This window comes from Pseudomonas sp. KCJK9016 (genome assembly GCF_046231795.1).
In the GTDB taxonomy this organism is placed as follows: Bacteria; Pseudomonadota; Gammaproteobacteria; order Pseudomonadales; family Pseudomonadaceae; genus Aquipseudomonas; species Aquipseudomonas bananamidigenes.
Genome location: NZ_JBJJMM010000009.1, coordinates 184,677 through 198,459 on the forward strand (window position 1 = coordinate 184,677; position 13,783 = coordinate 198,459).

The 13,783-nt window shown below is 60.2% G+C and carries 13 protein-coding genes and 1 pseudogene; 5 read left to right on the plus strand and 9 right to left on the minus strand.

Annotation, left to right across the window (positions count from 1 at the left end; genetic code table 11):
- Nucleotides 1–130: 130 nt before the first annotated feature.
- Nucleotides 131–1,342, plus strand: a complete 1,212-nt coding sequence (alaC, locus tag ACK6BI_RS11455; protein ID WP_409317147.1) for an alanine transaminase — start codon at nt 131–133, stop codon at nt 1,340–1,342.
- 128 nt (nt 1,343–1,470) lie between these two features.
- Here the strand turns inward: alaC and ACK6BI_RS11460 are convergent, their stop codons facing one another.
- Nucleotides 1,471–2,823, minus strand: a complete 1,353-nt coding sequence (locus ACK6BI_RS11460) for a GntP family permease (RefSeq protein WP_409317148.1) — start codon at nt 2,821–2,823, stop codon at nt 1,471–1,473.
- An 82-nt stretch (nt 2,824–2,905) separates the two neighbouring features.
- A complete protein-coding gene (locus tag ACK6BI_RS11465; RefSeq protein ID WP_065259319.1) occupies nt 2,906–3,439 on the minus strand; it encodes a gluconokinase in 534 nt (177 codons plus the stop codon).
- Between the two features lie 216 nt (nt 3,440–3,655).
- On the opposite strand from ACK6BI_RS11465, the gene ACK6BI_RS11470 reads away from it, so the two are divergent.
- Nucleotides 3,656–4,687: a LacI family DNA-binding transcriptional regulator gene (locus ACK6BI_RS11470; RefSeq protein WP_065259320.1), complete on the plus strand. Its 1,032-nt coding sequence runs from the start codon at nt 3,656–3,658 to the stop codon at nt 4,685–4,687.
- Between the two features lies 1 nt (nt 4,688).
- Here ACK6BI_RS11470 and ACK6BI_RS11475 read toward each other — a convergent pair whose 3' ends face one another.
- Entirely contained in the window at nt 4,689–5,561 is an 873-nt protein-coding gene (locus ACK6BI_RS11475) for a LysR family transcriptional regulator (protein ID WP_409317149.1), read from the minus strand.
- 121 nt (nt 5,562–5,682) lie between these two features.
- On the opposite strand from ACK6BI_RS11475, the gene ACK6BI_RS11480 reads away from it, so the two are divergent.
- The 3 genes from ACK6BI_RS11480 to ACK6BI_RS11490 all read left to right on the plus strand — a co-directional run bounded on the left by ACK6BI_RS11480 (nt 5,683) and on the right by ACK6BI_RS11490 (nt 8,394).
- Nucleotides 5,683–6,123, plus strand: coding sequence for a PACE efflux transporter (locus ACK6BI_RS11480; RefSeq protein WP_409317150.1), 441 nt, complete (start codon nt 5,683–5,685; stop codon nt 6,121–6,123).
- A gap of 125 nt (nt 6,124–6,248) precedes the next feature.
- Nucleotides 6,249–7,673 carry an MFS transporter gene (locus ACK6BI_RS11485; RefSeq protein WP_409317151.1) on the plus strand — a complete coding sequence of 475 codons (1,425 nt, stop codon included), beginning with the start codon at nt 6,249–6,251 and terminating at the stop codon, nt 7,671–7,673.
- 154 nt (nt 7,674–7,827) lie between these two features.
- Nucleotides 7,828–8,394, plus strand: a complete 567-nt coding sequence (locus tag ACK6BI_RS11490) for a hypothetical protein (RefSeq protein ID WP_409317152.1) — start codon at nt 7,828–7,830, stop codon at nt 8,392–8,394.
- A 61-nt stretch (nt 8,395–8,455) separates the two neighbouring features.
- On the opposite strand, the gene ACK6BI_RS11495 is transcribed toward ACK6BI_RS11490, so the two are convergent.
- The 6 genes and pseudogenes from ACK6BI_RS11495 to ACK6BI_RS11520 form a co-directional block, all read right to left on the minus strand.
- Complete coding sequence (locus ACK6BI_RS11495) at nt 8,456–8,995, minus strand: methyl-accepting chemotaxis protein (RefSeq protein ID WP_409317179.1); 540 nt, start codon at nt 8,993–8,995, stop codon at nt 8,456–8,458.
- Between the two features lie 9 nt (nt 8,996–9,004).
- Nucleotides 9,005–9,775 (minus strand): annotated as a pseudogene (locus ACK6BI_RS11500) (PAS domain-containing protein); the annotation flags it as partial.
- A 515-nt stretch (nt 9,776–10,290) separates the two neighbouring features.
- Entirely contained in the window at nt 10,291–11,304 is a 1,014-nt protein-coding gene (locus ACK6BI_RS11505; protein ID WP_409317153.1) for an ABC transporter substrate-binding protein, read from the minus strand.
- Complete coding sequence (locus tag ACK6BI_RS11510) at nt 11,301–11,846, minus strand: sigma-70 family RNA polymerase sigma factor (RefSeq protein WP_409317154.1); 546 nt, start codon at nt 11,844–11,846, stop codon at nt 11,301–11,303. Before ACK6BI_RS11510 ends, ACK6BI_RS11505 begins: the two co-directional genes overlap by 4 nt.
- A 127-nt stretch (nt 11,847–11,973) precedes the next feature.
- Entirely contained in the window at nt 11,974–12,765 is a 792-nt protein-coding gene (locus tag ACK6BI_RS11515) for a phosphate/phosphite/phosphonate ABC transporter substrate-binding protein (protein ID WP_409317155.1), read from the minus strand.
- Between the two features lie 7 nt (nt 12,766–12,772).
- The gene (locus ACK6BI_RS11520; RefSeq protein ID WP_409317156.1) at nt 12,773–13,714 is read right to left on the minus strand and encodes a fatty acid desaturase; all 942 of its coding nucleotides are present in this window, start codon (nt 13,712–13,714) and stop codon (nt 12,773–12,775) included.
- Between the last annotated feature and the right edge of the window lie 69 nt (nt 13,715–13,783).

Consider the following 13,783-nt stretch of genomic DNA (forward strand, 5'->3'; position numbering starts at 1 on the left):
TCCTTGGGAAAAAATTGTTGTCGTACACGCTGGACAGTCTGCCACTGCTGCCCTTATCTTCCGCCACAGGTCACCGCAGTGACCAGCGTCGCTCGGACGGTTCCGGGCGCTTACGTTATCCGAGGCAACAATGGCTGAACAAGGTTCGCCGCGCCGCTTTGCGCGCATCGATCGACTCCCCCCTTACGTTTTCAACATCACCGCCGAGCTGAAGATGGCCGCCCGACGTCGTGGCGAAGACATCATCGACTTGAGCATGGGCAACCCTGACGGCGCCACGCCGCCGCACATCGTTGAAAAACTGGTGCAGGTTGCACAACGCGAAGACACCCACGGCTACTCCACGTCCAAAGGCATTCCGCGCCTGCGCCGGGCGATTTCCAACTGGTACAGGGAACGCTACGAGGTCGATATCGACCCGGAAAGCGAAGCCATCGTCACCATCGGTTCCAAGGAAGGCCTGGCGCACCTGATGCTGGCGACCCTGGATCAGGGCGACACCGTGCTGGTGCCGAACCCGAGTTACCCGATTCACATCTACGGTGCCGTGATTGCCGGCGCCCAGGTGAGATCGGTGCCGCTGGTGCCGGGCGTGGATTTCTTCGATGAGCTGGAACGGGCGATTCGCGGCTCGATCCCGAAACCGAAGATGATGATCCTCGGCTTCCCGTCCAACCCCACCGCGCAGTGCGTGGAGCTGGATTTCTTCGAACGGGTTATCGCCCTCGCCAAACAGTACGACGTGCTGGTGGTGCACGACCTGGCCTACGCCGACATCGTCTACGACGGCTGGAAAGCCCCGTCGATCATGCAGGTGCCGGGCGCCAAGGACATCGCGGTGGAGTTCTTCACCCTGTCCAAGAGCTACAACATGGCGGGCTGGCGGATCGGGTTCATGGTCGGCAATCCAGAGCTGGTCAGCGCACTGGCGCGGATCAAGAGCTACCACGACTACGGCACTTTCACCCCGCTGCAGGTGGCCGCAATTGCTGCGCTGGAAGGCGATCAACAGTGTGTGCGCGACATCGCCGAACAGTACCGTCAGCGCCGCAACGTGCTGGTCAAAGGCCTGCATGAACTGGGCTGGATGGTCGAGAACCCGAAAGCCTCGATGTACGTCTGGGCGAAGATTCCCGACGCCTATGCGCACCTCGGTTCGCTGGAGTTCGCCAAGAAGCTGCTGGCCGAGGCGAAGGTCTGCGTTTCGCCGGGTGTCGGTTTTGGCGAGTACGGCGACGATCACGTGCGCTTCGCGCTGATCGAGAACCAGGACCGGATTCGTCAGGCGGTACGCGGGATTCGCGGGATGTTCCGGGCCGATGGCCTGATCACCAAATCCTGACGCTGGGCACATAACATTGTGGGAGCGAGCCTGCTCGCGATTGCGGACTGACATTCAACATTTTCATTGAATGTTATGCCCTCATCGCGAGCAGGCTCGCTCCCACATTTGTTTTGCGGTGTGCCTGCTTAAACGAACAGCGACAGCAACAGAATGAAACCCAGGCCCACCACCGACAGGATGGTTTCCATCGCTGTCCAGGTCTTGAAGGTCTCGGCCACGGTCATGTTGAAGTACTGCTTCACCAGCCAGAAACCGGCGTCGTTGACGTGGGACAGGATCAGCGAACCGGCACCGGTAGCCAGTACCAGCAGCTCACGGTTCACACCCGGAATCATCCCGACCACCGGCACCACAATGCCCGCGCCGGTAATGGTCGCCACGGTGGCCGAACCGGTCGCGATACGGATCACCGCCGCCACCAGCCACGCCAGCAGAATCGGCGAGATCTGCGCGCTGACCGCCATGTGGCCAATCACGTCACCCACGCCGCTGGTCACCAGCATCTGCTTGAAGCCGCCACCGGCACCGATGATCAGGATGATCGCAGCGGTAGGCGCCAGGCTCGCATCCAGCCACTTGAGCATCTGTTGGGAACCGATGCCCTGCTTACGGCCGAAGGTGTACAGCGACAGCAACAGTGCCAGCAATAGCGCCGAGATCGGGTGACCGATCATGTCCATCCAGGTGCGGAAGAAATGACCGTCCGGCAGCGCCACATCAGCGAAGGTTTTCAGCAGCATCAGGAACACCGGCAGCAGCACGGTGACCAGGGTGATGCCGAAGCTTGGCAGCTTGGTCGAATCGGTTTCACGGGCCAGTTGATCGACCAGTTCCTGATTCGGCGTGCCCGGAATGTGTTTGGCGATGAACGTACCGAAGATCGGGCCAGCAATGATGGCAGTCGGCAGCGCGACGATCAGACCGTAGAGAATGGTCTTGCCGATGTCGGCACCGAACACGCCGATGGCCAGCAGCGGGCCCGGATGCGGAGGTACCAGACCGTGCACGGCGGAGAGACCCGCGAGCAGCGGAATGCCGATCTTGATGATCGATACGCCGGTGCGACGGGCGACGATGAACACCAGCGGAATCAACAGCACGAAGCCGATTTCGAAGAACAGCGGAATGCCCACCAGGAACGCGGCGAACATCATCGCCCACTGCACCTTGTCCTTGCCGAAGGCTCGGATCAGGGTCTGGGCGATCTGATCGGCACCGCCGGATTCGGCCATCATTTTGCCGAGCATGGTGCCCAGCGCGAGGATGATGCCGACAAAACCGAGCACGCCACCGAAGCCGTCCTGGAACGCCTTGATGATGGTGCCGATCGGCATGCCGGACGTCAGGCCGAGGAACGCGGCGGCGATGGTCAGGGCAATGAAGGGATGGAGCTTGAATTTGGTGATCAGGACGATAAGCCCGATCACCGTGACCACTGCATCGAGCAGCAGATAGGCGTCATGGGACATGCCAAACATTGGGGGTGTCTCCTGGTTTGTTGTTGTTATTAAAGCGGGTTAGTCAGAAGCCGAAAGGACAGCGCTGTCTTCACAATCACACTCATACCGCCTGCTTCAGGCCATGGGCCTGCCACCAGACGTGAGCTTGCGACGCCAGTTCTTCAACGCTGTGGATCGAAGCATTCAGGGCCAGGGTCAACGGTTCGCCGACCGGCGATTCAAGCGTGGCGAACTGGCTTTCGATCAAGGTGGCCGGCATGAAGTGCCCCGGGCGATGGGACACGCGGTCGGCGGCGACTTCAGGCGTCAATTCGAGGAACACGAAACCCAGGCCCGGCAAGGCACTGCGCAGACGTTCGCGGTAAATGTGTTTGAGGGCCGAGCAGGTCAGCACCGGGCGCTCGCCCTTGGCGTCGACGCGGCGCAGTTCGTCGCACAGGCTGTCGAGCCAGCCGGCACGGTCTTCGTCGTTCAGGGGAATCCCCGCGCTCATCTTTTCGATGTTCGCGGCCGGATGGAAAGTATCGCCTTCAATGGCAGTGGCGCCGCTCAATCGGCACAGGGCCTCGCTGACGCACGTCTTGCCGCAACCGGCAACGCCCATGATGACCAGGGCGGTGATGGGATGATTCATTTAACACCTCAGCGCGCAGACAGCGCTACCTTCGCTAGCTATGACTCTAGTGCACAGGCAGAAGTTGCCGACGCCTTCTTGTCGTTTTTTTGGGTTGCAGCAGGTTTTGTCCCCACGCCAAAAAGCGAGGATCAGGCAGGACCTCGCTCACGCATTTGCAGCTGCATAAGGACAGCGCTACCTTAGTGCCTTGATTTTTGTTTGGCAAGCCGCCCGATGACCACCCCAAAAAACGATAAAAACACCCGCACCACCGGCCGTCCCACCCTCAATGAAGTTGCCCGGCTGGCCGGCGTCAGTCCGATTACCGCCTCCCGCGCCCTGCGCGGGGTCAGCACCGTCGCCACCGAACTGGTGGAGAAAGTCCAGAAGGCCGCGCTGGAACTCAACTATGTGGTCAACCCTGCCGCCCGCGCCCTGGCTTCGGCCCAGAGCCATTCGGTGGTGGTGCTGGTGCCTTCGCTGGCCAACCTGTTGTTCATCGATACCCTGGAAGCCATTCATCGGGTGCTCACGCCCAAAGGCTTTGAAGTGCTGATCGGCAACTTCCACTACTCCCGGGATGAAGAAGAAAACCTGCTGCGCAACTACATGGCCTATCAGCCACGGGGCCTTCTGCTGACCGGCTTCGACCGCACCGAAACCTCGCGGCGGATGATCGAGGCCAGCAATATTCCCTGCGTGTACATGATGGAACTGGACAGCGCCGCCGGGGTGAACTGCGTCGGCTTCTCCCAGCTCAGCGCCGGGGAAACCGCCGCCGAACATTTGCTGTCCCGGGGCCGCAAGCGTCTGGCCTACATCGGCGCGCAACTCGATCAGCGCACCCTGCTGCGCGGCGAAGGGTTCCGCAAAGCCTTGCAGAAGGCCGGTCGCTATGACCCGGATCTGGAAGTGCTGACCCCGCGCTCATCGTCCGTCGGCCTGGGGGGCGAGTTGTTCCTGCAGCTGCTGGCAGCGCACCCGGACGTCGATGCCATCTTCTTCGGCAACGACGACCTGGCTCAGGGTGCCTTGCTCGAAGCGCTGCGCAACGGGATCAGGATCCCCGAGCAAGTGGCGATCCTCGGCTTCAACGACCTGCCGATGTCGGAGCACATGGTGCCGCGTCTGAGCAGCATCAACACCCCGCGTGAAGCCATCGGCCGGCGTGCGGCGGAGCAGATGCTGACGCTGATGGCCGGCAACAGCGTGGCGCGACCGGTGGAGGACATGGGCTTCGAACTGAAAATCCGCGAAAGCACCTGACTCAATTGCCCAGCAACTCCACGAGAGCCAGCGCGCCCTTCTGCAACGGCTGGCTCTTGAGCCACACCGCGTGCACCGGCAGCACCAGGCCGTTTTCGATGTTGCGGAAATTCAGCCGTTTCAATCGCCCAGAGTCCAGCCACGGCTGCACCACCGACAGCGGGAAATTGCCCCAGCCCAGCCCCGCTTCCACCATTTCCAGTGCCGTTTCCAGGTTGTCGGTACGCCAGTGGGATTCGGCCACCAGCGGCCGGGTTTCGCTGATCGGCAGATCGCGACTGCCAACCACGATCTGCCGCACCTGCACCAGATCCTCGAGAAACAGATCCTGCCCCTGCAACAACGGGCTGTCCGCCGCCAACGTCGCAATCATTCGCTCGCTGCCGACAAACTGAAAGCGCTCCAGCACGTTCACGCTCAACCCGGCGAACGCCAGGCACACACTGACCCGCCCGCTGTGGAGCATCGCCAGCACATCATCCTGCGGCGCAGTCAGCACTTCGATGTCGAGCAGCGGATGACGCTCGCTGATCTGCTTGATGGCCGCCAGCAACCGCCGACGATCGATATCCGCCGCCACGCCGATCGACAATTTGCTTTCCAGCCCCAACGACAACTGCACCGCATGCACCCGCAACTGCTTGAGCTGATCGGCGATCAGTCGCGCATGAGGTACCAGCGACAACGCCATCGCCGTCGGTTGCGGTTCGCGACTGCTGCGGTCGAACAGCGCATAACCGAGTTCGGCTTCCAGATTGCCGATGGCCATGCTCACCGCCGACGGCACTTTGCCCAGCACCCTGGCCGCCGCGGAAAACGAACCGCGCTCCATCACGGCGAGAAACAGCTCGATGCTTTCGCTGTTGAAATTCAATCCACACACCTGTCAATAAAACTGAAAACTGATGACTTTTTCTGTCATCAATATTGAAGCTATCTTTCGTCGCCTTCGCCAGCCCTGATGGCCACAAGTCGCAAGAAAGAGGCAATTCCCCATGCAAGGCGTCAAACGCAAACTGGTCTACGTATCGCTCTATGAAGTGATCGGCATGACCTTCTCGGCCCTCGGCCTGGCTCTGTTGTCCGGCACCTCGCCCGGCAGCACCGGCCCGTTGGCAGTGATCATCACCACCATCGCCGTGACCTGGAACTTCATTTACACCTCGCTGTTCGAGCGCTGGGAAAGCCGTCAGGCCTCGCGCACCCGCACGGTCAAACGCCGCATCGCCCACGCCGTCGGCTTTCAACTGACACTGATCGTGTTCCTGATTCCGCTGATCGCGTGGTGGATGAACATCAGCCTGGTGCAGGCCTTCCTGCTGGATCTGGCGCTGATCGTGTTCATTCCTTGCTACACCTTCGTCTTCAACTGGCTGTTCGATAAGGTGTTCGGCCTGCCGGCCTCGGCGCTGCCGGATCCGGCACCTGCAGCATGAATCGCTGATTGGTAAACAGATATTGCAAGAAATCGGCGATTTTCCCGTACCAACCGCCGATATAAGCAATCCTTGATTTCCGATAGCAGGCTAAGCTTTTCCATCATAAAAAAATGGATCGGCCCATGACTGCACACGCCCCCGCAGCCGCGCAACGCGACGGCATCGACCCGATACGCGCCGCCCGGATTTCCGCCCGCATCGACCGCCTGCCGGCAGTCGCCACGATCTGGCGGCTGGTGGCGCTGTTGTCGATCGGTGGTTTCTTCGAACTCTACGACCTGTTCCAGACTGCCTACATCAGCCCCGGTCTGATCCGCGACGGCATCTTCGCCACCGGCAATCAGGGCGTGTTCGGTTTTTCCGATCAGGCGGCCTTCGCCTCGGCGACCTTCCTCGGTCTGTTTTTGGGCGCCAGCCTGTTGAGCCCGATGGCGGACCGTTTCGGGCGGCGGGCGATCTTCACCTTCGCGCTGGTCTGGTACACCGTGGCCACGGTGCTGATGGGCCTGCAGAGTTCGGCGCTGGGAATCATCTGCATGCGTTTTCTGGTGGGCATTGGCCTTGGCATCGAGCTGGTGACTATCGACGCCTACCTCTCGGAACTGGTCCCCAAACGCATGCGCAGTTCAGCGTTCGCCTTCGCGTTTTTCGTGCAGTTTCTGTCGGTACCGGCGGTGGCGCTGATGTCCTGGTGGCTGGTACCGCAGGCGCCGTTCGGGGTGTCCGGATGGCGTTGGGTGGTGTTGGCGAGTGCGGTGTTTGCGCTGTTTATCTGGTGGCTGCGCAAGCGCCTGCCAGAATCGCCGCGCTGGCTGGCCCAGCATGGACGCTTCGATGAGGCCAACCGGATTCTCGAAGCCATTGAGGCACGCTGCGAAAAAGATCACCGTCAGCCACTGGATGCGCCGGAAACCGTGGCCATCGACATAGAAGGCAAGGGCCGCTTCGCCGACATCTGGCAACCGCCGTATCGCCGCCGCGCACTGATGCTGATCGTCTTCCACATTTTCCAGGCCATCGGCTTCTTCGGCTTCGGCAACTGGTTGCCGGCGCTGCTGTCCGGCCAGGGCATCAGCGTCACTCACAGCCTGATGTACGCGTTCATCATCACCCTCGCCTACCCGCTCGGGCCGCTGCTGTTCGTCAAATTTGCCAACCGCTTCGAGAACAAGTGGCAGATCGTCGGTTCGGCCCTGGGTGCAATGACTTTCGGCACCTTGTTCGCTTTGCAGGCCAGCGCCTTCGGCCTGATCTTCTGCGGGGTGATGATCACCTTTTGCAATGCCTGGCTGAGCTTCAGTTATCACTCCTATCAGAGCGAACTGTTCCCCACCAACATCCGCGCCCGGGCGGTGGGGTTCTGTTATTCGTTCAGTCGTTTGTCGACGGTGTTCAGCAGCCTGTTGATCGGTCTGTTCCTCGACCACTTCGGCACGCCGGGCGTGCTGGCGTTCATTGTCGTCAGCATGTTGATCGTGATGCTGACCATCGGCTATTTCGGCCCTCGCACCCGCAACCTGGCGCTGGAAAACATCGCCCATCGCTGACGGACAACGGTCATCTTCTGCCGCCCTCCGGCAAGGGATGACCGCTTCACCCGACGATGCTTGAGCCCAAGCCACTGAAATCAGGGGGGTTCTTCGAAAGGCACGGTATTTGCTGCCGAAGGGCTGACAGTCATTACCTACAGGTCTATCCATCATGTTGGTCAGTGCAAAACAACAGCCCATCATCCATTTGCCCAAGCCGCTCAATGATGATGCGACCGCCACGGCAGCGGCCGGTCTGCAAGGCGGACTGCATGGCGCAATGCTGCAGACCCTGCAAACCCAGGCTCAAGCGCAAACTGCCGAAGCCTCTGCCAAGGTGCAGGATTCCGCAACCCGGCTCGCCACCCGGCAAGTCAACGAAGCCACACGCATCAGTGACAACGTCGACGAGGCGTTCGCCAAGACCCGTGTCGCCCTGCAAACTTCCGATACTTCGCCGACCAGATCCTCCGGATCTTCGGCGCTGGACGAGTTCAAGGACTACATGAGCAAGTCGCCGGAACAGCGCCTGCGCGACAGCATCCTGAAGGAAATGGGTCTGACCGAAGATGACATCGCAGCGATGCCGCCGGAAAAACAACAGGCCATCAACAAAGAGATCGCCGACCGTCTGCAGGACAAGGTGAAACTCGCCGAAGCCGAGAAGCAGAACAAGCAGGACGCCAACTCGGTCAAGCTCAGCGACCAGTCGGCCGACAAGTTCCTGGCTTCGCTCTGAAGCTGAAAAACGACGCAAAGAAAAAGGATCCCTGCGGGGATCCTTTTTTATCTCCAGGCCATCAGTTCAATTGCAACGTCTCGTTGAACTGGCTGATCGCATCCACCACATGCCGCGAGCCCTGCTGAATCTCGCGGATCGCGTCCCCCGCCTCGTTCGCCAGTTCCACCCCAAGCCCGGTGCGGCTCAGGCTCGACTGCATGCTCGACACCGCACTCAGTGACAACTCGTGGTTCTTGCGCACCACATCGACAATCTCCAGGGTCGCCTGACTGGTCCGCGCCGCAAGGCTGCGCACCTCATCCGCCACCACCGCAAAACCGCGTCCGTGCTCACCGGCCCGTGCCGCTTCGATGGCCGCGTTGAGTGCCAGCAGGTTGGTCTGGTCGGCAATTCCGCGAATGGTCTGGACGATGGTGCCGATGATGTCCGACTGTTTGTTCACGGCATCGATGCTCAACGCCGCTTCGTTGAGGTCGCGGGAAATGTCCTGAATGATCTGCACCGTTTGCTGCACGACCTGTGAGCCTTTTTGCGCGCAGGCGTCGTTTTGTACCGAGGTGCTGTGGGCCGATTCCGCAGCGGTCTGCAAGGTGGTCATCTGGTGGGTGATGTCGCTGGCGAATTTCACCACCTTGTACAGCCGGCCCTTGGCGTCGAACAGCGGGTTGTAGGAGGCTTCGAGGTAAACCGTCTGCCCGGACTTGTTCTTGCGCTCGAAGCGGTGCGAGTGATATTCGCCGCGATTGAGCGAGGCCCAGAACGCCTTGTATTGTGCCGATTCGGCTTCGGCACGGTGACAGAACAGACTGTGATGGTGACCGACGATTTCATTGAGCGAGTACTGCATGGTCTTGAGGAAGTTGTCGTTGGCCGAGATCACATTGCCTTCCGGGGTGAACTCGATGACGGCCATCGAACGGCTGATGGCGGCGAGCATGCTTTCCTCTTCTTTTTCCTTGTTCACCCGCGCGGTAATGTCCGAGGCCACTTTGATCACACTTCGAACCTGTTTGTCCGGGCCATACACCGGCATGTAACTGGCTTCCAGCCAGATCTCCTGACCGCGTTTGTTCAAACGCAGGAAAGTCCCGCTGAGCGGTTCGCCACGGGCCAGGTCACGCCACAATTTTGCGTATTCCTCGCTACGATAAAACGCTTCTTCACAAAAGATCCGGTGATGCTTGCCCCGTACTTCCTCGGCGCTGTAGCCCATGGTCTTGCAGAAGTTGTCATTGGCATCCAGCACGATGCCGTCGGGGGTGAATTCGATCATCGCCATGGAGCGGCTGATCGCCTCCAGCTTGGCGTTGGCTTCGGTCAGGGCACAGCTGAAACGTTCGATTTCCTGCAAGTCAGCCTTGTGATGTAGGTTGAACATGTTTGTATCACCTTCGGCGCGGTCTTTTGATTTGATGAAAGTTCAGGTCTTTCAGAATCCACCACTACGTTCCACAGAACAGGCACACGCATTCCTCCACGGGAGGAAGTTGTCAGGTGATAAACGATGATTAATCAAAGAGTCCATGCAGCGACGCTCTAATCAAGACATCCTTCTCTTGATAGCCCGCGAACGGGCCATTCCTAACGCGCAAAAGAACTTCCATTTAAAAAACATGCTCCTTGCCGGTTAAGTGTCGGTGCCTTGGATTGCGCACTCTGGCAGCTTTGTTCTCGGCTAACCGGTTGTCGTCGAGGCGCTTTGGCTGCGGTCGACATAGTTAGTTACAGCTGAGCATAGACAGCGCAAAGCCTTGCGCAAGGCCACTAGTCGGCCAGTATCCGGCGACTCCGGACAGGAAACGGACGAGAAACGGTTCAGCGGGCGGGATGTTTGTTGCCATTGCGACAGACTCGCAATGGCAACTTTAAAACAACTTAATGACCGGAAAAGAACTACAGACCCGCACTGACTTTATTCGCCACCTCTCCCGGAACCCACGGTTTCCATACTTGCGGTTGATCGCGCAGAAATGCCTCGGCGACCTGGCGTGGCTGCTGACGTTTTTCGCTCATTCCGCCCAGGGTCTGGTTCAGCAGATCGATCGGCAAGTCGACTTTCTCAAAGAACGTCACCAGCTCCGGGTACTGTGCCTTGAAGGGTGCCGACACGCCAATCGCCAGGCTGGCCGGCATCGAGCGAGTGCCTCGCGGATTGGGGTTGCTGGCATCGGCCAGGGTTTTCCAGGCCTCGGCGTCGAACGGCGGCTCTTCCAGCTTCACCAGTTTGAAGCGACCGAGCAACGGCGTCGGCGACCAGTAGTAGAACAGCACCGGTTTGCCGCGCTTGATCGACGACGCCACCTCGGCATCCAGTGCCGCGCCGGAACCGGTACGGAAGTTGACGAAGCTGTCGTTCAGCGCGTACGCCTTGAGCTTCTGACTGTTAACGATCTCGGAAGTCCAACCGGTCGGGCTGTTGAGGAATCGCCCGCGGCTCGGGTCTTCGGGGTCCTTGAATACATCCTTGTAGCGCGGCAGGTCGGCCACGGATTTAAGCTCCGGTGCCAGCGGCTTGATTCCGCGCTCGGGGTCGCCCTTGATCACGTATTCAGGCACCCACCAGCCTTCGGTGGCGCCCTTCACCGTGTCGCCGAGGCTGAACACTTTGCCCTCGGCAGCCGCCTTGACCCACGCCGGACTGCGCCCGGCCCACTCTTCGCCGATCACCTGGATGTCGTTTTTCGCCAACGCCGCTTCCAGGCTGACGGTGCTGCCCGGCAGTGTATCGGTGGAGTAGCCGTAGCCTTTCTCGACAATCAGGCGCAGTACTTCGGTGATGAAACTGCCGCTTTCCCAGGTGATGTCACCGAAGTGGATCGGTGCCGTTTTTTCCGCTGCCACGGCGTGTCCGGCCGTCAGGGTCAGGGCCAGCAGCGAACTGCCGAGCAGGTTTTTGATCGATCTCATGCGGACCTCTTGTTCTGGGAGGAAATCAGGGTTTGGTTGGCGCTGTGGCGGTTGCACAGCGCTTGGGAACGGGTCATGTACAGGCTCACCGAACGCTGGGAGATGCCCAGTTCGGCGGCGATTTGCGGGTAGGTCAGGCCGTCGATGCGGGCCAGCAGAAAGGTCGAGCGCACCTTGCCCGGCAGACGCTGCAGCGTCCGGTCCAGATGTTTGAGACTTTGCGCCAGGTGTGCCAGGTCTTCGGGAGAGGGCGCATGATCAAGGTCGCCCTGTTGAAGCTGATGCAGATACCGACGCTCCAGATCGCCCCGCCGCCAGCGCTCATACAGCAGGCGCCGGGCGATAGTGGTAAGCAAGGCGCGGGGCTCGCGAATGGCGGTCAGGGTCGACGCTTCGAGCAGTTGTGCGAAGGTTTCGGCGGCGAGGTCTTCGGCTGCGGCTGCATCGTTCGAATGCCGACGCAGGCGTGTGCACAACCATTGGTAATGGTCGCGAAACAACGTGTTCACATGATTTCGATGGGATGAGTCGGCGCCGGACATGGGGGCTCCTTGGTCAAGGGTCGCTGAATGTCCGGTCGTCCGGTGGCGCGATCCTAGCAAGGCGCCTTATGCGTTAAAAATACTTAAAAAGAATTTTTATATTCCATTAAAGAATTATCCAAAACCGCTAGCGCAAACGGTCATAACCCAGTTCTTCGGCCTCGCGCTGATAATCCAGCAGGACGAGGTAATCGCTTTCACTGGCGGGCAGGACTTGCGGCAATCCCAGGATGCGGGCTACGTCCGGCAAGTCTTGCAGGCCACGATTCATCGCCCGACGCAGTTGTTCGATCTGTGCGTCCGAAGCACTGGCAGCGGTGATGAAGGGCAAGGTCGGACTGAGCGCACTGCGCGCCACCACCCGCAAGCCGCTGACCTCTTCGGCGGCGTGTTGCGCCAGGTATGCAAAGGTCACGCTGTCGATGGCCGCCAGGTCGGCACGGTTTTCACGCAACCAGCGCAGGCTCTGGCGATGGCCGCCACTGAGGCCCACCGAAGCGAAAAAACGGCCCTCCCGATGCAACGGCGTCAGACGCTGGCGCAACAGGTTCATGCCGCTGTTGGAATCCTCGCTGTTGATCACCCCGCGACTGTCGAAAAACGCTGCCAGGTTCTGGCGCGGATCATCGGCCCGGGCCAGGATCAGGCTGCAATGATTGCCGGCCGTCGCATCCGGCAACTCGTAGCGTGGACGACCGACAATCCTCACCTGCCCGCGCAGCGCGGTCATCAGTGGATAGCCGCAGGTCTGGGTCAGCAGCAATTGCGGCGACAGCCAGAGTTCCGGCAGCGACAAGCCTTCGGCACTGAGCCGCGAGCCGTCCAGGTGATCGAGCATTCGCGCCAGCCATTGCTCATTCGCCGCCCGGATCGGCTCCGGTGCGATGTACATCAACAGCTCTGCGTAACCTGACGTCATGGTTTCCTCAACTGAATGGATGCTGCGGACTGTCGATCGGTTTGAGACCGTGTTCGCGCCACAATTGCCCGTAACCCTGCACCAGAAAGCCGCCGCTGCGTTCGATCCATTGCTCGCGACGCATGCGGTAAACCCTGGGCAAGTCGTACCACGCCAGCTTCGGCAAATCGTGGTGCACCAGATGGAAATTCAGGTTCAGGAACAGCCAGCGCCACGGCCATCCGGCCTCGTTGAGCACTGTGCGCTGCTGCGGTTGTGCGTATGGCCGGTGCTCATGGTAAGAGCGGACCATCGCAATCGACAGCGCCGGCACACTGATTAAAAACAGGTAATGCCACACCGGCAACAGGCTGTAGCGGGCGATGAAAAGCAGCATCAGCACGGTCAAGGTGCCGTGGGTCAGCCACATCAGCCAGGCCTGACGCTCGCCGTTTTTCAGGCGTTGCAGTTCCTCACCGGCCAGTGCCAGCAATGCCAGCGGCGCGCCGAGAATGAATCGGCCGAGCACAGTCTTGTTCAGCCAGTGCAGGTTGCGCTCGAATCGCGAGCAGCCCTGCCAGCGCCCGGTACTCAGGTAACGGCTTTCCGGGTCGAGGCCGGGGATCGTCAGGTCCTCATCGCGATGGTGCTGCAAATGGCTGTCGCGATAGAGCGTGTAGGGATACCACACGGCGAACGGCGCATAACCGAGGACCTTGTTCACCACAATCCAGCGCGTCGGATGGCCATGCAGCAACTCGTGCTGCACCGACAACCACAGCACCAGCAATGGAATCAGCAGCAACGTGCTCCACCAAAGACCCAGCCACTCACTGCCCGCCACAAGGGTGAACCAGCCGCCGTATACGCCGATCAGCAGCAACCAGGTCGGCCAGTCGGTACGGGCGGTGAAGCGTTGACGCAGGGTCTCGATCTGTTGGCGATGGGCATCGTCGAAATAATGGGTCATGGCGTGGCTCGGAACGAAGGTCTGATCGTTCTGTGCAACACCCGCGGGAGATCTTGCAGATTATTTTTG